General features: G+C 69.2%; 21 protein-coding genes. 12 read left to right on the top strand and 9 right to left on the bottom strand.

Translation table 11 applies throughout. From position 1 onward, the window contains the following. Positions 1-48 precede the first annotated feature (48 nt). From V4Y03_RS16775 to trxA, 5 genes are all read left to right on the top strand, one after another. Positions 49-1,773 (top strand): protein kinase family protein, encoded by a 1,725-nt coding sequence (locus tag V4Y03_RS16775; RefSeq protein WP_332435443.1) that lies wholly within the window; start codon positions 49-51, stop codon positions 1,771-1,773. A 108-nt stretch (positions 1,774-1,881) separates the two neighbouring features. Next, positions 1,882-2,592, top strand: coding sequence for an RNA polymerase sigma factor SigM (sigM, locus tag V4Y03_RS16770; protein ID WP_317873329.1), 711 nt, complete (start codon positions 1,882-1,884; stop codon positions 2,590-2,592). Next, positions 2,589-3,527, top strand: a complete 939-nt coding sequence (locus V4Y03_RS16765; RefSeq protein ID WP_332435442.1) for a hypothetical protein — start codon at positions 2,589-2,591, stop codon at positions 3,525-3,527. Before sigM ends, V4Y03_RS16765 begins: the two co-directional genes overlap by 4 nt. Positions 3,528-3,665: 138 nt before the next feature. Continuing rightward, the gene (trxB, locus tag V4Y03_RS16760) at positions 3,666-4,631 is read left to right on the top strand and encodes a thioredoxin-disulfide reductase (protein ID WP_317873327.1); all 966 of its coding nucleotides are present in this window, start codon (positions 3,666-3,668) and stop codon (positions 4,629-4,631) included. Between the two features lie 45 nt (positions 4,632-4,676). Beyond that, on the top strand, positions 4,677-5,009 hold the full coding sequence (gene trxA, locus V4Y03_RS16755; RefSeq protein WP_317873326.1) for a thioredoxin: 333 nt from the start codon (positions 4,677-4,679) through the stop codon (positions 5,007-5,009). Between the two features lie 104 nt (positions 5,010-5,113). Here trxA and V4Y03_RS16750 read toward each other — a convergent pair whose 3' ends face one another. The 9 genes from V4Y03_RS16750 to rpmH form a co-directional block, all read right to left on the bottom strand. Next, the gene (locus tag V4Y03_RS16750; protein WP_317873325.1) at positions 5,114-5,731 is read right to left on the bottom strand and encodes a GNAT family N-acetyltransferase; all 618 of its coding nucleotides are present in this window, start codon (positions 5,729-5,731) and stop codon (positions 5,114-5,116) included. A gap of 163 nt (positions 5,732-5,894) precedes the next feature. Then, positions 5,895-6,983, bottom strand: a complete 1,089-nt coding sequence (locus V4Y03_RS16745; RefSeq protein ID WP_332435441.1) for a ParB/RepB/Spo0J family partition protein — start codon at positions 6,981-6,983, stop codon at positions 5,895-5,897. Next, positions 6,980-8,056 carry a ParA family protein gene (locus V4Y03_RS16740; protein WP_317873323.1) on the bottom strand — a complete coding sequence of 359 codons (1,077 nt, stop codon included), beginning with the start codon at positions 8,054-8,056 and terminating at the stop codon, positions 6,980-6,982. The genes V4Y03_RS16745 and V4Y03_RS16740 overlap by 4 nt, the downstream gene beginning before the upstream one ends. A gap of 236 nt (positions 8,057-8,292) precedes the next feature. Further along, entirely contained in the window at positions 8,293-9,012 is a 720-nt protein-coding gene (gene rsmG, locus V4Y03_RS16735) for a 16S rRNA (guanine(527)-N(7))-methyltransferase RsmG (RefSeq protein WP_317873322.1), read from the bottom strand. Positions 9,013-9,129: 117 nt separating this feature from the next. Further along, positions 9,130-9,639 carry a Jag family protein gene (locus V4Y03_RS16730; RefSeq protein ID WP_056565157.1) on the bottom strand — a complete coding sequence of 170 codons (510 nt, stop codon included), beginning with the start codon at positions 9,637-9,639 and terminating at the stop codon, positions 9,130-9,132. A 29-nt stretch (positions 9,640-9,668) separates the two neighbouring features. Continuing rightward, positions 9,669-10,979 carry a membrane protein insertase YidC gene (yidC, locus tag V4Y03_RS16725; protein ID WP_317873321.1) on the bottom strand — a complete coding sequence of 437 codons (1,311 nt, stop codon included), beginning with the start codon at positions 10,977-10,979 and terminating at the stop codon, positions 9,669-9,671. 3 nt (positions 10,980-10,982) lie between these two features. Beyond that, the gene (gene yidD, locus V4Y03_RS16720) at positions 10,983-11,309 is read right to left on the bottom strand and encodes a membrane protein insertion efficiency factor YidD (RefSeq protein ID WP_317873320.1); all 327 of its coding nucleotides are present in this window, start codon (positions 11,307-11,309) and stop codon (positions 10,983-10,985) included. Beyond that, on the bottom strand, positions 11,306-11,677 hold the full coding sequence (gene rnpA, locus V4Y03_RS16715; RefSeq protein WP_317873319.1) for a ribonuclease P protein component: 372 nt from the start codon (positions 11,675-11,677) through the stop codon (positions 11,306-11,308). The genes yidD and rnpA overlap by 4 nt, the downstream gene beginning before the upstream one ends. 20 nt (positions 11,678-11,697) lie before the next feature. Then, a complete protein-coding gene (rpmH, locus tag V4Y03_RS16710; protein ID WP_079045023.1) occupies positions 11,698-11,835 on the bottom strand; it encodes a 50S ribosomal protein L34 in 138 nt (45 codons plus the stop codon). Between the two features lie 393 nt (positions 11,836-12,228). Here rpmH and dnaA point away from each other — a divergent pair, with 393 nt between their 5' ends. The 7 genes from dnaA to gyrA all read left to right on the top strand — a co-directional run bounded on the left by dnaA (position 12,229) and on the right by gyrA (position 23,993). Next, complete coding sequence (gene dnaA / locus V4Y03_RS16705) at positions 12,229-13,998, top strand: chromosomal replication initiator protein DnaA (protein ID WP_317873318.1); 1,770 nt, start codon at positions 12,229-12,231, stop codon at positions 13,996-13,998. Positions 13,999-14,907: 909 nt separating this feature from the next. Beyond that, on the top strand, positions 14,908-16,038 hold the full coding sequence (dnaN, locus tag V4Y03_RS16700; RefSeq protein WP_015034855.1) for a DNA polymerase III subunit beta: 1,131 nt from the start codon (positions 14,908-14,910) through the stop codon (positions 16,036-16,038). A gap of 151 nt (positions 16,039-16,189) precedes the next feature. Then, positions 16,190-17,068 (top strand): phosphogluconate dehydrogenase (NAD(+)-dependent, decarboxylating), encoded by an 879-nt coding sequence (gene gnd, locus V4Y03_RS16695; RefSeq protein ID WP_056565173.1) that lies wholly within the window; start codon positions 16,190-16,192, stop codon positions 17,066-17,068. A 60-nt stretch (positions 17,069-17,128) separates the two neighbouring features. After that, positions 17,129-18,250, top strand: coding sequence for a DNA replication/repair protein RecF (gene recF / locus V4Y03_RS16690; RefSeq protein ID WP_317873316.1), 1,122 nt, complete (start codon positions 17,129-17,131; stop codon positions 18,248-18,250). Continuing rightward, positions 18,247-18,801: a DUF721 domain-containing protein gene (locus tag V4Y03_RS16685; RefSeq protein WP_317873315.1), complete on the top strand. Its 555-nt coding sequence runs from the start codon at positions 18,247-18,249 to the stop codon at positions 18,799-18,801. Before recF ends, V4Y03_RS16685 begins: the two co-directional genes overlap by 4 nt. Positions 18,802-19,284: 483 nt before the next feature. Beyond that, positions 19,285-21,315, top strand: coding sequence for a DNA topoisomerase (ATP-hydrolyzing) subunit B (gene gyrB, locus V4Y03_RS16680; protein WP_317873314.1), 2,031 nt, complete (start codon positions 19,285-19,287; stop codon positions 21,313-21,315). 41 nt (positions 21,316-21,356) lie between these two features. Beyond that, positions 21,357-23,993: a DNA gyrase subunit A gene (gyrA, locus tag V4Y03_RS16675; protein ID WP_332435440.1), complete on the top strand. Its 2,637-nt coding sequence runs from the start codon at positions 21,357-21,359 to the stop codon at positions 23,991-23,993. Positions 23,994-24,005 lie beyond the last annotated feature (12 nt).

Genomic DNA, 24,005 nt, shown 5'->3' with positions numbered 1-24,005 from the left:
GGCTTGGCTGTTGGATGCGGTGCAACGGATGGGGAGGCAGGAACGACGGTGGCGGAACGTAGCACGGCTGCCGTCGACGTGGCCGACAACAGCGGTGACGACCCGCTGACCGCCAAGGCGGACACGGCCGCGACCGACGGGGTGGCGGACAAGCAGAAGACGGCGGAGAAGACCGCCGAGGCCACGGAGACGAAGGCGGTCGATCGACAGAGCGGCGAACAGCCCTCCATCACGGCTCCCGAGCTGCACAGCGGCCACAAACTGGCCAGACGCTACCGGCTGGAGGAGTGCGTCACCCGTCTGGACGGCTTCAGCAGTTGGCGTGCGGTCGACGAGAAGCTGCGGCGCGCGGTCGGAGTCCATCTGCTGCCCGCCGACCACCCCAGGGCCCGGTCGGTCCTGGCCGCGGCCCGCTCCTCGGCGCTCCTCGGCGACCCCCGGTTCGTCCAGGTCCTCGACGCAGTCGAGGAGAACGACCTCGTCTACGTCGTGCACGAGTGGCTGCCCGACTCCACGGAGCTGACCGCGCTGCTCGCGGCCGGTCCGCTGGAGCCCCACGACGCCTACCAGCTCGTCAGCCAGGTCTCCCAGGCCATGGCCGCCGCGCACCGGGAGGGCCTCGCCCACCTCAGGCTCACCCCGAGCGCGGTCCTGCGCAGCTCCACCGGCCAGTACCGGATCCGCGGTCTGGCCGTGAACGCCGCCCTGCGCGGCATCACCGCCGAACGTCCGCAGCGCAGCGACACCGAGGCCATCGGCGCCCTCCTGTACGCCGCGCTGACCCAGCGCTGGCCGTACGACAGCGACGCGTACGGGCTCTCCGGGCTCCCCAAGGGCGTCGGGCTGCTCCCGCCCGACCAGGTCCGGGCCGGCGTCCACCGGGGCCTCTCCGAGATCGCGATGCGCGCCCTGGCCAACGACGGGGCCACCGCCTCGCGCCAGGAACCGCCCTGCACCACCCCGGACGAGCTGGCCAAGGCCGTGGCGGCGATGCCCCGTGTGAAGCCGCCGGAGCCGGAGTTCACCGCACCGCCCGAGTACCAGCGCACGACGTACCAGCAGGGCACCTACGGGCGTCCCCAGCCGCGTCCCGCGGTCACCCAGCCGGTGATCGTCCCGCCGCCCCCGCTGCAGAGCCGTACCGGCAGGGCGCTGAAGTGGGCCGTCTCGGCGCTGCTGATCGCCGCCCTGGGCCTCGGCAGCTGGCAGATCGCCGACCGGCTCCTCGGCCAGGACAGCATCTCCGAGACGCCGAACACGGCCCCGACGGTCGACGACGAGAAGCCGGAGCCGCCCAAGCCGCTGGCGATCCGTTCCGCGGAGGAGTTCGCTCCCGACGGCCTTCCGCAGAACCCCGACGGTGTCGGCGACACCTACGACAGCGACAGCTCCTCGTACTGGCGTACCAAGACCTTCATCGGCGGCCCCGTCCTGGCGCCGTACAAGCAGGGCGTCGGGATCGTCTACGACCTCGGGAGCGAGCAGAACGTCTCGTCCGCCTCGATAGCGCTGCGTTTCGGCGGCCCGCAGACCGCCGTCACGCTGTACGCGGCGGACTCGCTGTCGCCCTCCGGTACGCCGGACTCCATGAAGAAGATCGCCTCGGTCGAGACCTCGGACTCGACCGCGAAGCCGGAGACCAAGACGCCGGTCAAGACCCGCTACGTGCTGCTCTGGATGACCTCCGTGCCGTACTCCGACCGTGACGAGTACTTCGGCGCGGGCTACAAGCAGGCCATCACGAACGTGTCGTTCCAGGGGACCGCTCCCTAGTCACCGGCCGTGCACCACGATGAGCGCCGAGCCCAGCTCGGCGCTCATTTACTTCCGGTCACGGACCGGATTGAATGCCTGCACGGCTGCCGAGCGAGGAGGGGAACCGTGACCCCTGCGGCTGACGATCCCCGCACCGCTGCGGACGACGAACTCCTGGCCCGCCATGTCGACGGGGACCCCGAAGCCTTCGGTGAGCTCGTACGGCGCCACCGCGACCGGCTCTGGGCCGTGGCCCTCCGGACCCTGGGGGACCGCGAGGAGGCCGCTGACGCCGTCCAGGACGCCCTGATCTCGGCCTTCCGTGCCGCCCATACCTTCCGCGGCCAGTCGGCCGTCACGACATGGCTCCACCGCATCACGGTGAACGCCTGTCTGGACCGCATACGCAAGACCGCCTCCCGCCGGACCTCACCCGTCGACGACGACGCCCGCTTCGAACAGCTCCTCGACCCCCATGAGTCGGCCGAGGCACCCGTGGAGCGCCAGGACCTCCACCGCCAGCTGTTCGCCGCACTCGCCACGATCCCCGCCGACCAGCGTGCCGCCCTCGTCCTGGTCGACATGCAGGGATACCCGGTCGCGGAGGCTGCCCGTATCCTCGGCGTTCCCACCGGCACCGTGAAGAGCCGCTGCGCGCGCGGGCGGGCCCGCCTGCTTCCGATGGTCACTCATCTGCGCGCCGACACCGTGGGTAACGAGGCCCCCGGAGGGGGAAGGAACCGGACGCCGGGGGCATCCGTCCCACCGGTGCCGGGGCCGACGGACACCGGACCGACTGATCCAGCTGCTGTGAAGGGCGGAGGTGGGCGCACGTGACTTCCACGGCCGGCAAGGCCAACACCACACAGCACCCGGACGTCTCGGAGATCTCCGATCTGACCGAGGGGCTCCTCTCACCGACGCGCTCGGCAGCCGTCCGCCGTCATGTGGACGACTGTTCCCTCTGCGCCGACGTCCGGACCTCCCTGGAGGAGATCCGCGGCCTCCTGGGCACCCTTCCGGGTCCGCCCCGCATGCCTGCCGAGATCGCCGGCCGGATCGATGCCGCCCTCGCCGCCGAAGCACTTCTCAGCGCCACCACGCCGGAGAAGGACACCGCTGTTTCACGTGAAACAGCGCGCACCCCGGCCGAGCGGGTCCCCGCTCCCTCCTCCCCCCTTGCCGACCGCCCGGCAGGCCGTCCCGCCGCCTCGACCGGGCCCGGCCGCGCCGGACGGCCCCGACGCCGTCGGACCGCCCTGCTCGCCACCCTCGGTGCCGCCTTCGGCGCCGTGATCCTCGGCACGAGCCTCTATCTGAGCCAGTCGGGCGACGTCACCGCCGGCGGTCAGGCAACGGACGCCAGGAAGGTCGACACCTCCGCCGGAGCGGCTCTGACCCCCTTCTCGGGGACGCCGGTCGAAGACCGGGTGCACGCCCTCCTGAACCAGGACAGCGCCGCCATGACACCCCAGGGCATCGGGCCGGAGTCGATGTCCGCCGAAGCCGGCGGCGCGACGCCCCGACGGAACAGGGACGGCGCGGTCGTCCCCCGCTGTGTCCTGGCCGGCACGGGCCGCGCCGACGCGGTGCTCGGACAGGAGCGGGGCGAGTACCGGGGAACACCCGCCTACCTGCTCGTCCTGACCGATCCCTCGGACGGCAGCCGGGTCCAGGCCTACGTTCTCGACGCCTCGTGTGCCGACCGCACCGGCGGAAACGGAACCCCGGCCGCCACCGTCCTCTTCAGCCAGACGTACGCCCGTCCCTGACCCCACTTCCCGCCCAGCCCGGTGCCGCGCGGCGGACTCGGGAATGCACGCCCCTTAGTATCCGTTGGGTGGGGTGAGAGTGACCGAGGCAACCGCCCCCGTAGGCAGTGGCAGTCTGCAGAGACGAGGAAGACACCCGTGAGCGACGTCCGTAACGTGATCATTATCGGCTCCGGGCCCGCGGGTTACACCGCTGCGCTCTACACCGCCCGAGCGTCGCTGAACCCCCTGGTCTTCGAAGGTGCCGTCACCGCCGGTGGCGCACTGATGAACACGACCGAGGTCGAGAACTTTCCCGGTTTCCGTGACGGCATCATGGGCCCCGACCTGATGGACAACATGCGGGCCCAGGCCGAGCGCTTCGGCGCCGAGCTGATCCCGGACGATGTCATCGCCGTGGACCTGACCGGTGACATCAAGACCGTCACCGACACCGCCGGAACCGTGCACCGCGCCAAGGCCGTCATCGTCACCACCGGCTCCCAGCACCGCAAGCTCGGCCTCCCCAACGAGGACGCGCTCTCCGGCCGCGGTGTCTCCTGGTGCGCCACCTGTGACGGCTTCTTCTTCAAGGACCAGGACATCGCCGTCGTCGGCGGCGGCGACACCGCGATCGAAGAGGCCACCTTCCTCTCCCGCTTCGCCAAGTCCGTCACGATCGTCCACCGCCGCGACACCCTGCGTGCCTCCAAGGCCATGCAGGAGCGTGCCTTCGCCGACCCGAAGATCTCCTTCGCCTGGGACAGCGAGGTCACCGAGATCCACGGCGACCAGAAGCTCAGCAGCCTGACCCTGCGCGACACGAAGACCGGCGAGACCCGCGAGCTGGCCGTCACCGGCCTCTTCATCGCCGTGGGCCACGACCCCCGGACCGAGCTGTTCAAGGGTCAGCTGGAGCTCGACGAGGAGGGCTACCTCAAGGTCTCCGCCCCGTCGACGCGCACGAACCTCACCGGTGTCTTCGGCGCCGGCGATGTCGTCGACCACACCTACCGCCAGGCCATCACGGCCGCCGGCACCGGCTGCTCCGCCGCCCTGGACGCCGAGCGCTTCCTGGCCGCCCTCGCCGACAGCGAGAAGCTGGCCGAGACCCCCGCGGTCTGACCCGACTCTCCCCACCCCACACCCCGCGAGATCAAGGAGGCCGCTGTGGCCCTCAAGTCTGTAACCGACGCTTCCTTCGACGAGGACGTCCTCAAGAGCGACAAGCCCGTCCTGGTGGACTTCTGGGCCGAGTGGTGCGGCCCGTGCCGTCAGATCGCCCCGTCGCTGGAGGCCATCGCCGCCGAGCACGGTGAGATCGAGATCGTGAAGCTCAACATCGACCAGAACCCGGCCACGGCTGCCAAGTACGGCGTCATGTCGATCCCGACGCTCAACGTCTACCAGGGCGGCGAGGTCGTGAAGACCATCGTCGGCGCCAAGCCGAAGGCCGCGATCCTCCGCGACCTGGCGGACTTCGTCGAGCCGACCAAGGCCTGATGCTCCCTCGCTGTTTCACGTGAAACATGACGCACGAGCGACGTTTCACGTGAAACAGAAGCGGCCCGCCCCCGACAGGGGGTGGGCCGTTCTCGTACCCGGCGTCAGAGCGGGCGCAGGGCCGGCTCCTTCTGTACGGCACCGAGAAGCCGGTCTAGCGCCATCTCGACGTCCTCCTTCCAGGAGAGCGTCGTCCTGAGCTCCAGCCGCAGCCTCGGGTAGGCAGGGTGCGGCCGGACGGTCTTGAAGCCCACCGCCAGCAGATGGTCGGCCGGCAGCACACACGCCGGCTCCTTCCACCGGGCGTCACCGAACGCCTCGATGGCCTTGAACCCCCGCTGCAGCAGATCCTTGGCCACGGTCTGCACGACCATGCGCCCCAGCCCCTGTCCCTGGTACCCGGGCATGATCCAGGCGGTCATCAGCTGCGCCGCGTCGGCGGCCACGGGGCTCGTCGGGAAGGCGGTCGCCCTCGGCACATAGGCCGGGGGAGCGTAGAGGACATAGCCGACCGGTATCTCGTCGACGTAGACCACCCGGCCGCAGGAACCCCACTCCAGGAGAACGCCCGAGATCCAGGCCTCCTTCTCGGGCTCCGACCGGCCCGCCCTCACGGCCGCCTCGCCACTGACCGGATCGAGCTCCCAGAACACACAGGAGCGACATCGCTTGGGCAGGTCCGGAAGGTTGTCCAGCGTGAGCGGTACGAGCCGACGCCCCACGGCTGCTCCTCGTTTCCCTCGCCAGCGAGTACGGATACGCCTCTCGGAATCGTATCGAGCGGCCGATCGGGAGGACACCGCTCACAGGCAAAGGGCGGGCCGCGTTCCGGTGAAGACCGGTATGCGGCCCGCCCTCGGCGGCCTCAGACTGCGGGGAGAGCGATCAGCCCTCCGCGCCCTTCTGGTCCATGACCCGTCCCTCTCCGGGAGCCAGGGTCGACAGGATGCGCTCCAGATCCTCCATCGAGGCGAACTCGACGACGATCTTGCCCTTCTTCTGCCCCAGGTCGACCTTCACCCGGGTCTCGAAGCGGTCCGAGAGCCGGGAGGCGAGATCGGTGAGCGCGGGCGCGACGCGGGCACCGGCCCGCGGCTTGTTCAGCTTGACCGCACCGACGGGCTCATCGGGGCCCATGAGGCTCACGATCTCCTCGACGGTACGGACCGACAGGCCCTCGGAGACGATCCGGTACGCCAGCTTGTCCTGGGCCTCCGCGTCCTCCACGCCGAGCAGGGCCCGCGCGTGGCCGGCGGAGAGCACTCCGGCGGCGACCCGGCTCTGCACCGCCCCGGAGAGGCGCAGCAGTCGGAGCGTGTTGGAGATCTGCGGGCGGGAGCGCCCGATCCGCTCGGCCAGCTGGTCGTGGGTGCAGCCGAAGTCCTTGAGCAGCTGCTCGTAGGCGTGCGCCTCTTCGATCGCGTTCAGCTGGGCACGGTGGAGGTTCTCCAGGAGCGCGTCCAGGAGCATCTTCTCGTCATCGGTGTCCCGGACGATCGCGGGGATCCGCTCGAGTCCCGCTTCCTTGGAGGCCCGCAGACGACGCTCGCCCATGACCAGTTCATAGCCCTCGTCATCGAGCTTGCGCACGACCACGGGCTGGAGGAGGCCGACCTCCTTGATGGAGACGACGAGTTCCGCCAGGGCGTCCTCGTCGAAGACCTCGCGCGGCTGGTGCCGGTTGGGAACGATGGCGTCGAGCGGAAGCTCGGTGAAGTAGGCCCCCGCCGGAGGCGCCGGCAGAGCCGGGGTCTCGGGCTCGTTCCACGAAGGCGTGGACTCCGGGGACTTCGCGCTCTGCGGCAGCGAAGCCAGCTTCGCCGCGGCCACCCCACGGCCCGAGGTCAGGACGGAGGCGGTTCCGGGAGAAGCCTGACCCGTTCCCGCACCGGCCGACGGCGTCTGCCGTTCCTGGGGAGCAGCGGGAATCAGCGCACCGAGTCCACGCCCCAGTCCCCTACGTCGCTCGCTCACTGGATCCCCTCCGACATGCTGCGCTGGTTGTTCTGGTGCCCTGGCTGGGCGTGCTGCGGGTCGTAGTGCACGGCGACCCCCCGCAGAGCGATCTCACGAGCCGCTTCGAGATACGACAGGGCACCGCTGGAGCCCGGGTCGTAGGTGAGGACCGTCTGCCCGTAGCTCGGCGCCTCCGAGATGCGGACGGACCTCGGAATGCTCGTCCGCAGCACCTCTTCGGCGAAGTGGGTGCGCACCTCGTCGGCGACCTGCGAGGCGAGCCTCGTCCGGCCGTCGTACATGGTGAGCAGGATCGTCGAGACATGGAGCGCGGGGTTGAGGTGCCCCCGCACCAGCTCGACGTTCCGCAGGAGCTGTCCGAGCCCCTCCAGCGCGTAGTACTCGCACTGGATCGGGATCAGCACCTCGGCTCCGGCCACCATGGCGTTGACCGTGAGGAGACCGAGCGAGGGCGGGCAGTCGATCAGGATGTAGTCGAGCGGCTGCTCGTAGGCCTGGATCGCCCGCTGCAGTCGGCTCTCACGGGCCACCAGCGAGACCAGTTCGATCTCCGCACCGGCGAGATCGATGGTGGCGGGGGCGCAGAAGAGACCCTCGACATCCTTGACGGGCTGCACCACTTCGGAGAGCGGCCTGCTGTCGACGAGAACGTCGTAGATCGACGGGACCTCGGCGTGGTGGTCGATCCCGAGCGCCGTGGAGGCGTTGCCCTGCGGGTCCAGGTCGATAACCAGCACTCGGGCGCCGTGCAGTGCCAGGGACGCGGCAAGGTTGACCGTCGTGGTCGTCTTGCCCACGCCGCCCTTCTGATTGGCGACCACCATCACGCGAGTCCGGGCCGGGCGGGGAAGTCCCTCACCGGCACGACCCAGGGCTTCTACTGCCAGCTGGGCAGCACGACCCATGGGGGTGTCGTCCATCGGGGGCGGTGTTTCACGTGAAACATCCTCCCCCACCGATTCGGTTCGGGGACCGGGGACCGGATCGGTCATCGGTCCCGCGATGTTGGCGTCGGACCGCAAGGATTCACTCTCCTCGGCTTCAGGCTCGCGATGAGGAGAGCCTGCCATGCTTTCGGGGTCGTGAACCAGCGAGGTCGGTGGTTCTGTGGGTGAATCCACCTCTGTGGACATCTCCGTGACCCTCACGGGTGGTTTCACACGGGGTCTACGGTCCCGGGGCGCGGCTGCCGCGCGACCGCGGCTGATGATCCCCTGCAGCAGTGAGCGACGTTTCACGTGAAACACCATGCCCCTGCTGCCCGGCCGGGACCGTTCGACACTCCGAAATGGTGCGTATGCGACGCTCAGCGGCGCCGACGGGTCTTGCTCGTCCGGGCGGCCTTGGCCCGCTTGGCCGCGAACCTCACACCACCGGGGCTCTCGCCGACCTCCACCCGCACGACGGTGGCGAGCGGATCGACGATCCCCTCGCCGACCTGAAGCACCGAGGTCTCCACCACGCCGAGCCGGGAGAGCGCGGCGCGGGCACCGTTGATCTCCTCCTCCGCCGTGTCGCCCTTGAGCGCCAGCATCTCGCCGTACGGGCGCAGCAGGGGAACGCCCCAACCGGCCAGCCGGTCCAGCGGAGCCACCGCACGAGCGGTCACCACGTGCACGGGCGTGATCTTGCCGAGCATCTCCTCGGCGCGTCCCCGGACCACGGTCACATGGTCGAGACCCAGCAGCTCGACGACCTCCTGGAGGAAGTTCGTCCGGCGAAGGAGCGGCTCCAGGAGCGTGATCTTCAGATCGGGCCGGACCAGAGCCAGCGGGATACCGGGAAGACCGGCGCCCGAGCCCACATCGCAGACCGTGACGCCCTCGGGGACGACCTCCGAGAGGACGGCGCAGTTCAGCAGGTGGCGCTCCCACAGCCGCGGAACCTCACGCGGGCCGATCAGGCCGCGCTTCACACCCGCGTCCGCGAGGAGCTCCGCGTAGCGCACGGCCTCCGGGAAGTACTCACCGAAGACTGTCCGCGCCTGCTCCGGAGCCTCGGGGAGCTCCGCCGCTTCCTCCGTCACGGGAACCGTCCTTCCGTACCGCACGCATCGTGTGCGAGCGCACTGTGGTGGCTGACTATCAGGCTGACAAAGATCGGCCCCGCCTGCGAACAGACGGGGCCGAGACTACGTGAGGGTTCAGGCCGGGAGCACGACGACGAAGCGCTGCGGCTCCTCGCCCTCGGACTCGCTGCGCAGACCCGCGGCGGCGATCGCGTCGTGCACGACCTTGCGCTCGAACGGCGTCATCGGGTCCAGCTTGACCGGCTGGCCGCTGGTCTTCACATCGTTCGCGGCCTTGGCGCCCAGTTCGGCGAGCTCGGCGCGCTTCTTGGCCCGGAAGCCGGCGATGTCCAGCATCAGGCGGCTGCGGTCACCGGTCTCCCGGTGCACGGCGAGCCGGGTCAGCTCCTGGAGCGCCTCCAGGACCTCACCGTCGCGGCCCACGAGCTTCTGCAGCTCACGAGCCGAGTCGCTGATGATCGAGACCGCGGCCCGGTCCGCCTCGACGTCCATGTCGATGTCGCCGTCGAGATCGGCGATGTCGAGCAGACCTTCGAGGTAGTCGGCCGCGATCTCACCCTCCTGCTCGAGGCGGGTCAGGGTGTCGCCACCCTCGGCGGCGGCGGAGGTGGTGCCTTCCGTCACGGATGGACTCCTTCTTGCTTCGGGGCGGCTTACTTCTTGGAGGACGGGTGCTTGGGCCGCTGCTGGCCCTTGCGCTGGCCGGACTTGCCCTGGCGGGAGCCTCCGGAGTTGGCACGGCTCGGACGCGCGGGCTTGTCCTGTGCCTCGTCCTTGTCCTCGGCGGCGGCCTTGTCCTGACCCTGGGGCTTCTTCTCGAGCGAGGTGGTCGCCTCTTCGGCGGCCGGCTCGGAGGATTCCTCGGTGTCCTTGACCAGGTGCTGGGCCGCGGCGGCCTGACGCTGGGCCTTGGTCTGGCGCTTGGGCTGCTGCCGCTTGGCGACGGCACCGCCCTCGGCATCGGCCACGACGGTGTCGCTCTTGATCACGGTGCCGTCCGCCTGGGCGGCGAAGCCGGCCTTGGAGAGGCCCACGAAGAAGCGGCGCTCGTTCTCGTTGCGGTCGCCGCCCTTGGCGACGATCACCTTGACCGTGTTCTTCCGACGGCGGCCGCGGACCTCACCGTGCTCCGAGACGCTCTTCAGCAGGCGCTGGAGGTAGGAGTCCTGAGCCTTGCTGCCCGGGGTCGGGTTCTGGTTGATCACGTACATCTGCTGGCCCATGGTCCACACGTTGGTGGTCAGCCAGTAGACGAGGACACCGACGGGGAAGTTGACACCCATGACGGCGAAGATCACCGGGAAGATGTACATGAGCATCTTCTGCTGCTGCATGTACGGGGTCTTCACCGAGAGGTCGACGTTCTTCATCATCAGCTGGCGCTGCGTGAAGAACTGCGAGGCCGACATCATGACGATCATGATCGCGGTGACGATGCGGACCGAGGTCAGCGAGGCGTCGAGGGCGGCGACCTCGGCGGCGGTGTCGGTGAACTTCGAGGCGAGCGGAGCGCCGAAGATGTGGGCCTGACGGGCGCTGGCGAGCAGCGGGCCGTCGATGACACCGATCTCCTTGCCCGAGGCGATCGCGGAGAGCACGTGGTACAGCGCGAAGAAGAACGGCGACTGGGCCAGGATGGGAAGGCACGAGGAGAGCGGGTTGGTGCCCGTCTCCTTGTACAGCTTCATCATCTCTTCGGACTGACGCTGCTTGTCGCTCTTGTAGCGCTCCTGGATCGCCTTCATCTTCGGCTGGAGCGCCTGCATGTTCCGCGTCGACTTGATCTGCTTGACGAACAGCGGGATCAGACAGATGCGGATCAGGACCACGAGGGACACGATGGACAAGCCCCAGGCCCAACCCGTGTCAGGACCGAAGATCGCCCCGTACACACTGTGGAACTGGACGATGACCCAGGAAACGGGCCAGGTGATGAAGCTGAACAGACTGGCAATCGTTTCCACTAATCAGGCTCCTTGAGCTTTGGGCGAGGTCTCTGCGGCCGGGCTCGTCTCGGCGGTGGACCCGCCCTTGTCGCCGCGCAGCGCGTTCTTCAGCATTTCGTGCCAGCGGGGGCGCTTGCGCGCGGGGACATGGTCCACACCGCCGGGCGACCACGGATTGCACCGCAGGATGCGCCAGGCGGTCAGGGCCGTGCCCTTGATCGCGCCATGCCGATCGATGGCCGTGAATCCGTAGTGGGAACACGACGGGTAGTACCGGCAGACGGGCCCCAGAAGAGGGCTGATCGTCCACTGGTACAGCTTGATGAGAGCCAGCAGCGGGTACTTCATCGCGTGCCCCCTCCCAGCAGCCGCTGGAGGGCGGCGTCCAGGTCTCGGGCCAGCTGTGCGTGGTCGGCGTCACCGGCTCCGGGCAACGCCCGTACGACCACCAGGCTACCGGGGGGCAGCTCGGTGAGGCGGTCGCGCACGAGATGGCGCAGGCGACGCTTCACCTGGTTGCGTACGACCGCAACGCCCACGGCTTTGCTCACGACGAAACCCGCACGCGTCGGGGGAGCGCTCTCCCCAGGCGCGTGCGGGTCCGTTGCACCGCTGCGTAGGTGGACGACGAGGAGCGGGCGACCGGCCCGGCGACCTCGGCGTACTGCGATTGCGAAGTCCTCGCGCCGCCTCAGCCGATTCTCGGTAGGCAGCACGTCATGACCTGTTAAGCGGATCAGGCGGACAGCTCAGTGCGACCCTTGGAACGGCGGTTCGCAAGGATGGCTCGGCCGGCACGCGTACGCATCCGCAGGCGGAAGCCGTGGGTCTTGGCGCGACGACGGTTGTTCGGCTGGAAGGTGCGCTTGCTCACTCGGGGGCTCCAGAAATGATTCGTAGATGGCGGGACATCGCCTGGCTGTCACCGTGCGCCCACGAGTAGCTCGCAATACGCCCGAGTGCACCGCTACACGTTCAAAACCGTGATCTTTGCCCATCGGAGGCAGGCGGCAGCAGCCATCGACAACTCGACCTGGTCACGGTACGCGCGGCTACGCCATCCGGTCAAACCGACCTGTCGCCACCTCCCATTGTGCACAGGCTGTGGACAACAACTTGAACCACGTCAGCCGCCACGACTACCGTGGACGGACTCCATTCTTTTCCGTTCTGTCCTCTCCTGTCCTCACGGACCCGTCCTCACGGACACCGACCCACCGTCCCCCGAGAACCACTCCATCGTGGGACCTGCGAGAAAGCGTGCCCTGTGGCTGACGTACCTGCCGATCTTGCCGCAGTGTGGCCACGCGTCCTGGAGCAACTCCTCGCGGAGGGCCAGCAGGGGATCGAGCCCAAGGACAAGCAGTGGATCGAGCGCTGCCAGCCGCTCGCCCTGGTCGCCGACACCGCGCTGCTCGCCGTGCCCAACGAGTGGGGCAAGCGCGTCCTCGAGGGCCGGCTCGCCCCGCTGATCAGCGAGACCCTCAGCCGTGAGTGCGGCCGCCCGATCCGGATCGCGATCACCGTCGACGACTCCGTCGGCGAGCCGACACCTCCCGCGCCCCCGGTGCAGCAGCCCCAGCAGTCCCGGTACGACGACCGCGGGCAGTCCGATCAGTACGGCAAGTACGACGGCGGCTACGGGCACCGGCCGATGCCCGACGACGGGCTGCCCACCGCGCGCCCGGCCTACCCGGACTACTCGCAGCAGCGGCCCGACCCCGGCGCCTGGCCGCGGACCCAGGAGGACCTGTCCTGGCAGCAGCCGCGGCTCGGCGGCTACCAGGAGCGGGCCCCGTACACCGGTCCGGAGCAGCCCCGGCAGTCGCGTTACGACGAGCCGCCCCGGGGCTACGAGCCGCAGCGGCCCGAGCGCGCCGAACTGCCCGACCCGCAGAGCCACGGCGCCCGTCCCGGTCCCCGGCCGGGCGGTCCCGTCCCCGGCCCGGGCGGCGGTCACGGTTCCTCGTCCGGCGGGCAGGGTGCCGGCGCGCCCGGCGAGCAGCACGCGCGGCTGAACCCCAAGTACCTCTTCGACACCTTCGTCATCGGTTCCTCGAACCGCTTCGCGCACGCGGCCGCCGTCGCGGTCGCGGAGGCGCCGGCGAAGGCGTACAACCCGCTCTTCATCTACGGCGAGTCGGGCCTCGGCAAGACCCACCTGCTGCACGCGATCGGGCACTACGCGCGGAGCCTCTACCCGGGGACGCGCGTGCGGTACGTGAGCTCGGAGGAGTTCACGAACGAGTTCATCAACTCGATCCGCGACGGCAAGGGCGACGCCTTCCGCAAGCGCTACCGCGATGTGGACATCCTGCTCGTCGACGACATCCAGTTCCTCGCGAGCAAGGAGTCGACGCAGGAGGAGTTCTTCCACACCTTCAACACCCTGCACAACGCGAACAAGCAGATCGTGCTCTCCTCGGACCGGCCGCCCAAGCAGCTGGTGACCCTGGAGGACCGGCTCCGCAACCGCTTCGAGTGGGGCCTCACCACCGATGTGCAGCCGCCCGAGCTGGAGACGCGCATCGCGATCCTCCGCAAGAAGGCGGTGCAGGAGCAGCTCAACGCCCCGCCGGAGGTGCTGGAGTTCATCGCCTCGCGGATCTCGCGGAACATCCGTGAGCTGGAGGGCGCGCTGATCCGGGTGACGGCCTTCGCGAGCCTCAACCGGCAGCCGGTGGACCTGGGGCTGACCGAGATCGTCCTCAAGGACCTGATCCCGGGCGGCGAGGACTCCTCGCCGGAGATCACGGCACCGGCGATCATGGCGGCCACGGCGGACTACTTCGGTCTGACGGTGGAGGACCTCTGCGGATCGTCGCGCAGTCGCGTCCTGGTGACGGCCCGGCAGATCGCCATGTACCTGTGCCGCGAGCTGACGGACCTGTCGCTGCCGAAGATCGGCGCGCAGTTCGGCGGCCGTGACCATACGACGGTGATGCACGCGGACCGGAAGATCCGCGCGCTGATGGCGGAGCGGCGCTCCATCTACAACCAGGTCACCGAACTCACCAACCGCATCAAGAACGGCTGACGGACCGCGCCTCGGCGCGGCTCCGGCACCGCCTCGGGCGCCGCTCCAGAACGGCTCCTGCGCGGTCCAGGCACCGCCTCGGTGCCACCTCGACACCACCTCAGCGGCCTCCGAAGGGCGCTCCGGGACACCTCCCGGGGCGCCCTTCGGCGTTCCCGGGGGCCGTCGGCGCGCCGGGGACCAGCCCCGGGTGTTCGATTACGCCGTTCCGGTGGCGGGTTCTCCACAGATTGGGGGATGATCTCCCGTCCACAGGGTGGGGACTGTCGAGTTATCCGGACTGTGTCCACAGGCCTGCCTGCTGACAGGCCATCACTCCAGGTCAGACCCCTGTGGAATTGTTGAGAAAAGATTTCCACAGGCTGTGGATGAAACTTTCGTCCACAGGGGGCGCCGAAGGTTGTCCACCGGCAACCCACAGGGCGGGGTACGTTGCCCACAGCTTCTCCACACCCCTGTCCACTGTTCGGCAACAAAACACCCCCTCTCACCGGGCCGAGTGAAAGCGGTCACACCAAGGGAGACGTTTGGGCTGTGGGGAACGTGGGGAAAGCTGGGGACAGCGCTGGGGAGAACTCCCCATGGCCTGTGTATGGGGTGTGCAGAACTTTCGGGTGTCCACAGAGACCCCGAGTTGTCCACCGGTTTCACCCACAGGCGCGGTGGACAAAAAACTGGGCCTGACCTGCGAAAACGGGGTTATCCACCGTTTCCACAGCCCCTACTACTACTCCCACTTAGAGTTAGCTAGGAATCCGCTTCGAAGTGGGGCCTGTGCACAACTCGGCGCCGGAGCTCCGACGCGCCCTCGTCGCGACTTGACCCCGAGCAGCACCGAGTGTCGGCGGCGTACGTCAGACTGGTTCCCGCAGTCGACGAAGAGCCAGCAACAAGCAGGAGGCGGTTCCGGTGAAGATCCGGGTGGAGCGCGACGTACTTGCCGAGGCGGTGGCCTGGGTGGCCCGCAGCCTCCCGGCCCGTCCGCCGGCCCCCGTTCTCGCAGGCCTTCTGCTGAAGGCCGAGGACGGCGCGCTGAGCTTCTCGAGCTTCGACTACGAGGTCTCGGCCCGTGTCTCCGTCGAGGCCGAGGTCGAGGAGGACGGCACCGTCCTGGTCTCCGGCCGACTGCTCGCCGACATCTGCCGCGCCCTCCCCAACCGCCCCGTGGAGATCTCCACAGACGGTGTACGGGCGACCGTGGTCTGCGGCTCCTCCCGCTTCACCCTCCACACCCTGCCCGTGGAGGAGTACCCGGCGCTGCCGGAGATGCCCACCGCGACCGGCACCGTCCCCGGTGAGGTCTTCGCCTCCGCCGCCGCGCAGGTGGCCATCGCCGCCGGCCGTGACGACACGCTGCCCGTCCTCACCGGTGTGCGCATCGAGATCGAGGGCGACACCGTCACCCTGGCCTCCACCGACCGCTACCGCTTCGCCGTCCGCGAGTTCCTGTGGAAGCCGGAGTCCCCGGACGCCTCCGCGGTCGCCCTGGTGCCCGCGAAGACCCTCCTGGACACCGCCAAGGCGCTCACGAGCGGTGACACGGTCACCCTGGCGCTCTCCGGCTCCGGCAAGGGCGAGGGCCTCATCGGCTTCGAGGGCGCGGGCCGCCGCACCACCACCCGCCTGCTCGAGGGCGACCTGCCGAAGTACCGGACGCTCTTCCCCACCGAGTTCAACTCGGTCGCGGTGATCGAGACCGCGCCGTTCGTCGAGGCCGTCAAGCGCGTGGCCCTGGTGGCCGAGCGCAACACCCCGGTCCGGCTGAGCTTCGAGCAGGGCGTGCTGATCCTGGAGGCCGGCTCCAGCGACGACGCACAGGCTGTGGAGCGCGTCGACGCGCAGCTGGAGGGCGACGACATCTCGATCGCCTTCAACCCGACCTTCCTGCTCGACGGCCTGAGCGCCATCGACTCCCCGGTCGCCCAGCTCTCCTTCACGACCTCCACCAAGCCGGCGCTGCTGAGCGGCAAGCCCGCGCTGGACGCCGAGGCGGACGAGGCCTACAAGTACCTGATCATGCCGGTGCGGCTCAGCGGCTGAGCCGCGGCGGTTCATGCCGGGGGGTCCGGAGGTCGTCCCCCGGAGGACCCGAGGGGGCGTCGCCTGAGCGGCTGACCCCACAGGTGTGCACCCGGGTCCCGGCGTAGGCTCGGACCCGGGTAAACCGCACACGACGCTTAAGGAATCTCTGATGGAGCTCGGTCTCGTCGGTCTCGGCAAGATGGGCGGCAACATGCGCGAGCGCATCCGCCGCGCAGGCCACACCGTCATCGGATACGACCGCAATCCGGACCTCGCCGATGTCCACAGCCTCGAAGAGCTTGTGGGCAAGCTCAAGGGGCCCCGCGTCGTGTGGGTGATGGTCCCGGCCGGTGCCGCGACCCAGTCCACCATCGACGAGCTGGCCGAGCTGCTCTCCCCCGGCGACATCGTCGTGGACGGCGGCAACTCGCGCTGGACGGACGACGAGAAGCACGCCGAGGAGCTGGCGGCCAAGGGCATCGGCTTCGTCGACTGCGGCGTCTCCGGCGGCGTCTGGGGCCTGGAGAACGGCTACGCGCTGATGTACGGCGGCTCCGCCGAGGACGTGGCGAAGGTCCAGCCGATCTTCGACGCGCTCAAGCCCGAGGGCGAGTTCGGCTCGGTCCACGCGGGCAAGGTCGGCGCCGGCCACTTCGCGAAGATGGTTCACAACGGCATCGAGTACGCGATGATGCAGGCCTACGCCGAGGGCTGGGAGCTCCTGGAGAAGGTCGACTCCGTCACCGATGTGCGCGAGGTCTTCCGCTCCTGGCAGGAGGGCACGGTCATCCGTTCCTGGCTGCTCGACCTCGCGGTGAACGCGCTGGACGAGGACGAGCACCTGGACAAGCTCCGCGGCTACGCCTCGGACTCCGGCGAGGGCCGGTGGACCGTCGAGGCCGCCATCGACAACGCCGTACCGCTGCCGGCGATCACCGCGTCGCTGTTCGCGCGGTTCGCCTCGCGGCAGGACGACTCCCCGCAGATGAAGATGATCGCCGCGCTGCGCAACCAGTTCGGTGGCCACGCGGTCGAGACGAAGAAGTAATCCACAGGCTGTGTGCCCAGCGGTGCACAGCAGCCGGGGGAAGAAGGTCGGCGCACCACCATGCACGTCACGCATCTCTCGCTGGCCGACTTCCGTTCGTACGCCCGGGTCGAGGTCCCGCTCGACCCGGGCGTCACGGCTTTCGTGGGCGCCAACGGCCAGGGCAAGACCAATCTGGTCGAGGCCGTCGGCTATCTCGCGACCCTCTCCAGCCACCGGGTCGCCTCCGACGCCCCGCTCGTCCGGATGGGGGCGGAGCGCGCGGTCGTGCGCGCCGCCGTCACCCAGGGCGAGCGCTCCCAGCTGATCGAGCTGGAACTCAATCCCGGCCGGGCCAACCGTGCCCGCATCAACAGGTCCTCGCAGGTCAGACCGCGTGACGTCCTCGGAATCGTACGGACGGTGCTGTTCGCGCCCGAGGATCTCGCCCTGGTGAAGGGCGACCCCGGCGAGCGCCGGCGCTTCCTCGACGAGCTGATCACGGCGCGCACGCCGCGCATGGCGGGCGTGCGCTCCGACTACGAGCGCGTGCTCAAGCAGCGCAACACGCTCCTGAAGTCGGCCGCGATGGCCCGGCGGCACGGCGGCCGCGGCCTGGACCTCTCCACCCTCGACGTCTGGGACCAGCACCTGGCCCACGCCGGGGCCGAGCTGCTCGCCCAGCGGCTCGATCTGATCTCCGTACTGCAGCCGCTCGCGGACAAGGCGTACGAGCAGCTCGCGCCCGGTGGCGGACCGATTCTGCTGGAGTACCGGCCCTCCGCGCCCGGCGCCGGGCACACCCGCGAGGAGCTGTCCGAACAGCTGCTCGCCGCCCTCGCCGAGGTGCGGAAACAGGAGATCGAGCGGGGTGTCACGCTTGTCGGACCGCACCGCGACGAGCTGCTGCTGAAGCTCGGCGACCTGCCGGCCAAGGGGTACGCGAGCCACGGCGAGTCCTGGTCGTACGCGCTGGCGCTGCGGCTCGCCTCGTACGACCTGCTGCGGTCCGAGGGCAACGAGCCCGTCCTCGTCCTCGACGACGTCTTCGCCGAGCTGGACGCCCGGCGGCGCGAGCGGCTCGCGGAGCTGGTGGCCGGCGGGGAGCAGGTCCTGGTCACGGCCGCGGTGGACGACGACGTACCGGGGGTCCTCGCGGGGACGCGGTACGTCGTGGCCGGAGGGACGGTGGAGCGGGTATGAGCGAGGAGAACCGTCCCCAGCCTGTGGACAAGGCCGCGGTGCCCGAACCCTCCGGGGTCGATCTCGCGCGGGTCGCGCTGCGCGCCGCCAAGGAGCAGGCCAAGGCCAAGGGGGCCGCCGCCCAGCAGAAGAAGCAGGCCCGGCGCGGAGGGGGCCTGCGCTCCGGCGCGCGCGCCGACGGGCGCGACCCCATGGCGCTCGGCGCGGCGATCAACCGGCTGATCACCGAGCGGGGCTGGGAGACGCCGGCCGCCGTCGGCGGGGTGATGGGTCGGTGGCCGCAGATCGTCGGGGAGGACCTGGCCAAGCACTGCGTGCCGGTGAAGTTCGACGACGAGCCGGATGCGCGGGTGCTGACGGTGCAGTGCGACTCGACGGCGTGGGCGACGCAGTTGCGGCTGCTCGCGCCGCGGCTTGTCGCGCGGCTGAACGAGGATCTCGGGCACGGGACCGTGCGGGTCATCAAGGTGCTGGGGCCGGGGGGGCCGCGGCGGGGGTACGGGCCGCTGCGGGCGCCGGGGTCTGTGGGGCCCGGGGACACGTACGGGTAGCAGCGGTACGGGGCGCGACGCCCGGTTCTCAGGCGCGGGGCGCTGATGGCGCGGGTCCGAGCAGAGGGCGCTGTGCGGGTGGCCTTGTGCCCACCTCCCCAGAGTCCGTCCGGGGGACCCCCACGCCCTTGCGGAACGACTGCCCACAACGCGGCGGCGACGCTGCCCACGACGCGGCGGTGGGTCTGCCCACGATGTGGCGGTGGGTCTGCCCACAACGCGGCGGCGGCCTGTTCACGACGTGGCGGCGGCGCCGCCCACAACGCGCTACGACTCGAAGCGCTGGGTGGCCGTCAGGGGGCTCTGGAGACCCTGTCCGGATATGGGGAGTCGTCTTGCTCCCGCTCAGGGCGGCACATGCGGACTCAGGGACCGGCAAACCCCCATGACTGTCGGCGCTACCGGTAGACTGGAAGACAATCCCGCCACCCTGCGGAACATGTCGAACGACGCAGCCGCTCCCGTATGCCCGGAGAACGGCCTGTGCTGTGCCAGAAAGGGCGCTTCGTGGCCGATTCCGGCGACCCCAACGAGAACAACCAGTACACCGCCAGCAACATCCAGGTCCTCGAAGGCCTGGATGCCGTGCGCAAGCGCCCTGGCATGTACATCGGCTCGACCGGTGAGCGCGGCCTGCACCACATGGTGCAGGAGGTCGTCGACAACTCGGTCGACGAAGCCCTGGCCGGCCATGCCGACACCATCGACGTGACGATCCTCCCCGACGGCGGCGTCCGCGTCGTCGACAACGGCCGCGGCATCCCGGTGGGCATCGTGGCCTCCGAGGGCAAGCCGGCCGTCGAGGTCGTGCTCACCGTGCTGCACGCGGGCGGCAAGTTCGGCGGCGGCGGCTACGCCGTCTCCGGCGGTCTGCACGGCGTCGGCGTCTCCGTCGTGAACGCCCTGTCCACCAAGGTCTCCGTCGAGATCCGGACGGACGGCTACCGCTGGACGCAGGACTACAAGATGGGCGTCCCGACCGCCCCGCTCGCCCAGCACGAGGCGACCGACGAGACCGGCACCTCGGTCACGTTCTGGTCCGACCCGGACATCTTCGAGACCACCGAGTACTCCTTCGAGACGCTCTCGCGGCGCTTCCAGGAGATGGCCTTCCTCAACAAGGGCCTGACCATCGAGCTCACCGACGAGCGCGAGTCCGCGAAGGCGACCGTCGGCGCCGACGACCCGGACGCCGAGGCGGCCGCCGAGCCGACCGCGCGCACGGTGAAGTACCACTACGAGGGCGGCATCGTCGACTTCGTGAAGTACCTCAACTCGCGCAAGGGCGAGCTGGTCAACCCGACCATCATCGACATCGAGGCCGAGGACAAGGAGCGTCTGCTCTCGGTCGAGATCGCGATGCAGTGGAACTCCTCGTACAGCGAGGGCGTGTACTCCTTCGCGAACACGATCCACACGCATGAGGGCGGTACCCACGAGGAGGGCTTCCGCGCCGCGCTGACCACGCTGGTCAACAAGTACGCGCGCGACAAGAAGCTGCTCCGCGAGAAGGACGACAACCTCACGGGCGACGACATCCGCGAGGGTCTGACCGCGATCATCTCGATCAAGCTCGGCGAGCCGCAGTTCGAGGGCCAGACCAAGACGAAGCTCGGCAACACCGAGGCGAAGACCTTCGTGCAGAAGGTCGTCCACGAGCACCTGACGGACTGGTTCGACCGCAACCCGAACGAGGCCGCGGACATCATCCGCAAGGGCATCCAGGCCGCCACCGCGCGCGTGGCCGCGCGCAAGGCCCGCGACCTGACCCGCCGCAAGGGCCTCCTGGAGTCGGCCTCGCTGCCGGGCAAGCTCTCGGACTGCCAGTCGAACGACCCCGCCAAGTGCGAGATCTTCATCGTCGAGGGTGACTCCGCCGGCGGCTCGGCCAAGTCCGGCCGCAACCCGATGTACCAGGCCATCCTGCCGATCCGCGGCAAGATCCTGAACGTCGAGAAGGCCCGGATCGACAAGATCCTCCAGAACACCGAGGTCCAGGCCCTGATCTCGGCCTTCGGCACCGGTGTGCACGAGGACTTCGACATCGAGAAGCTCCGCTACCACAAGATCATCCTGATGGCGGACGCCGACGTCGACGGTCAGCACATCAACACCCTGCTGCTCACCTTCCTCTTCCGCTTCATGCGCCCGCTGGTCGAGGCCGGTCACGTCTACCTCTCCCGCCCGCCGCTCTACAAGATCAAGTGGGGCCGGGACGACTTCGAGTACGCGTACTCGGACCGGGAGCGGGACGCGCTCGTCGAGCTGGGCAAGCAGAACGGCAAGCGGATCAGGGAAGACTCGATCCAGCGCTTCAAGGGTCTCGGCGAGATGAACGCCGAGGAGCTGCGCGTCACCACCATGGACGTCGAGCACCGCGTGCTCGGCCAGGTCACCCTGGACGACGCCGCGCAGGCCGACGACCTGTTCTCGGTGCTGATGGGCGAGGACGTCGAGGCACGCCGCTCGTTCATCCAGCGGAACGCCAAGGACGTTCGCTTCCTCGACATCTGAGTCGGTCTCAGCTGACCGTACGAAAGGACTGACGACCAGCAATGGCCGACGAAAACACCCCGACCGGGACCACCGAAGAAGAGCCCGTCCTGCGCATCGAGCCCGTCGGGCTCGAGACCGAGATGCAGCGCTCGTACCTCGACTACGCGATGTCCGTCATCGTCTCCCGCGCGCTGCCCGACGTACGGGACGGCCTCAAGCCCGTCCACCGCCGCGTGCTGTACGCGATGTACGACGGCGGCTACCGGCCCGAGAAGGGCTTCTACAAGTGCGCCCGCGTCGTCGGTGACGTCATGGGTACGTACCACCCGCACGGCGACTCCTCGATCTACGACGCGCTCGTCCGCCTCGCCCAGCCCTGGTCGATGCGCATGCCGCTCGTCGACTCCAACGGCAACTTCGGTTCCCCGGGCAACGACCCGGCCGCCGCCATGCGGTACACCGAGTGCAAGCTCATGACGCTGTCGATGGAGATGCTCCGGGACATCGACGAGGAGACCGTCGACTTCCAGGACAACTACGACGGCCGCAACCAGGAGCCGACGGTCCTGCCGTCCCGCTTCCCGAACCTGCTGATCAACGGCTCGGCCGGTATCGCGGTCGGCATGGCCACCAACATCCCGCCGCACAACCTCCGCGAGGTCGCGGCCGGCGCCCAGTGGGCGCTGGAGCACCCCGAGGCCAGCCACGAGGAGCTGCTCGACGCGCTCATCGAGCGGATCAAGGGCCCCGACTTCCCGACCGGCGCGCTCGTCGTCGGCCGCAAGGGCATCGAGGAGGCGTACCGCACGGGCCGTGGCTCGATCACGATGCGCGCGGTCGTCGAGGTCGAGGAGATCCACAACCGCCAGTGCCTGGTGGTCACGGAGCTGCCGTACCAGACCAACCCGGACAACCTCGCGCAGAAGATCGCCGACCTGGTCAAGGACGGGAAGATCGGCGGCATCGCCGACGTCCGCGACGAGACCTCGTCCCGGACCGGCCAGCGCCTGGTCATCGTGCTCAAGCGCGACGCCGTCGCCAAGGTCGTCCTGAACAACCTGTACAAGCACACCGACCTGCAGACGAACTTCGGCGCGAACATGCTGGCGCTCGTCGACGGCGTGCCGCGCACCCTCTCGCTCGACGCGTTCATCCGCCACTGGGTGACGCACCAGATCGAGGTCATCGTCCGCCGGACGAAGTTCCGGCTGCGCAAGGCCGAGGAGCGCGCCCACATCCTGCGCGGTCTGCTCAAGGCCCTCGACGCGATCGACGAGGTCATCGCCCTCATCCGGCGCAGCGACACGGTCGAGGTCGCCCGCGGCGGCCTGATGGAGCTGCTCTCGATCGACGAGATCCAGGCCAACGCCATCCTGGAGATGCAGCTCCGCCGGCTCGCCGCCCTGGAGCGCCAGAAGATCGTCGCCGAGCACGACGAGCTCCAGGCGAAGATCAACCAGTACAACGCGATCCTGGCCTCCCCGGAGCGCCAGCGGTCGATCGTCAGCGAGGAGCTGGCCGCGCTCGTCGAGAAGTTCGGCGACGACCGCCGCTCCAAGCTGGTGCCCTTCGACGGTGACATGTCCATCGAGGACCTGATCGCCGAGGAGGACATCGTCGTCACCATCTCGCGCGGTGGCTACGTGAAGCGGACGAAGACCGAGGACTACCGCTCGCAGAAGCGCGGCGGCAAGGGCGTGCGCGGCACGAAGCTGAAGCAGGACGACATTGTCGACCACTTCTTCGTCTCCACGACCCACCACTGGCTGCTGTTCTTCACGAACAAGGGCCGGGTCTACCGCGTGAAGGCCTACGAGCTGCCCGACGCCGGCCGGGACGCGCGCGGCCAGCACGTCGCGAACCTGCTGGCCTTCCAGCCGGACGAGCAGATCGCCCAGATCCTGGCGATCCGCGACTACGAGGCCGCGCCGTACCTGGTCCTCGCGACCAAGGCCGGTCTGGTCAAGAAGACCGCGCTGAAGGACTACGACTCGCCGCGTTCGGGTGGTGTCATCGCGATCAACCTCCGGGAGACCGAGGACGGCAGCGACGACGAGCTGATCGGCGCCGAGCTGGTCTCCGCCGAGGACGATCTGCTGCTCATCAGCAAGAAGGCGCAGTCGATCCGCTTCACCGCCACGGACGACGCGCTGCGTCCGATGGGACGTGCAACTTCGGGCGTCAAGGGGATGAGTTTCCGCGAGGACGACGAGCTGCTCTCGATGAATGTCGTCCGGCCCGGTACGTTCGTCTTCACCGCGACCGACGGCGGGTACGCGAAGCGCACCCCCGTCGACGAGTACCGCGTCCAGGGCCGTGGCGGTCTGGGTATCAAGGCCGCCAAGATCGTGGAGGACCGCGGCTCGCTCGTGGGCGCGCTGGTGGTCGAGGAGACGGACGAGATCCTCGCCATCACGCTGTCCGGCGGTGTGATTCGTACGCGAGTCAACGAAGTCAGGGAGACCGGCCGTGACACGATGGGCGTCCAGCTGATCAATCTGGGCAAGCGGGATGCCGTCGTCGGCATCGCGCGGAACGCCGAGGCCGGTGGCGAGGACGACGTCGAGGACGCGGACGACGTCATCGACGCCGAGGGCGCCGTGGAGGCGTCGGAGAACGCGGTGGTCGAGACCGTGGTGGTCGAGACCGAGGCAGTCGAGGGCACGGAGCCCTCGGCCGGGGAGCACGAGGAGTAAGAGCGTGAGTGG

The organism is Streptomyces sp. P9-A4 (assembly GCF_036634195.1).
GTDB lineage: Bacteria > Actinomycetota > Actinomycetes > Streptomycetales > Streptomycetaceae > Streptomyces.
This window is presented reverse-complemented; position numbering and strand designations above follow the sequence as displayed.

Coding starts and splice junctions, on each gene's coding strand:
- V4Y03_RS16740 (WP_317873323.1), bottom strand. CDS start 8,056: ATGGCAGGCTCTCCTCATCGCGAGCCTGAAGCCGAGGAGAGTGAATCC.
- yidD (WP_317873320.1), bottom strand. CDS start 11,309: ATGAAGTACCCGCTGCTGGCTCTCATCAAGCTGTACCAGTGGACGATC.
- gnd (WP_056565173.1), top strand. CDS start 16,190: ATGGAGCTCGGTCTCGTCGGTCTCGGCAAGATGGGCGGCAACATGCGC.
- recF (WP_317873316.1), top strand. CDS start 17,129: ATGCACGTCACGCATCTCTCGCTGGCCGACTTCCGTTCGTACGCCCGG.
- V4Y03_RS16685 (WP_317873315.1), top strand. CDS start 18,247: ATGAGCGAGGAGAACCGTCCCCAGCCTGTGGACAAGGCCGCGGTGCCC.
- gyrA (WP_332435440.1), top strand. CDS start 21,357: ATGGCCGACGAAAACACCCCGACCGGGACCACCGAAGAAGAGCCCGTC.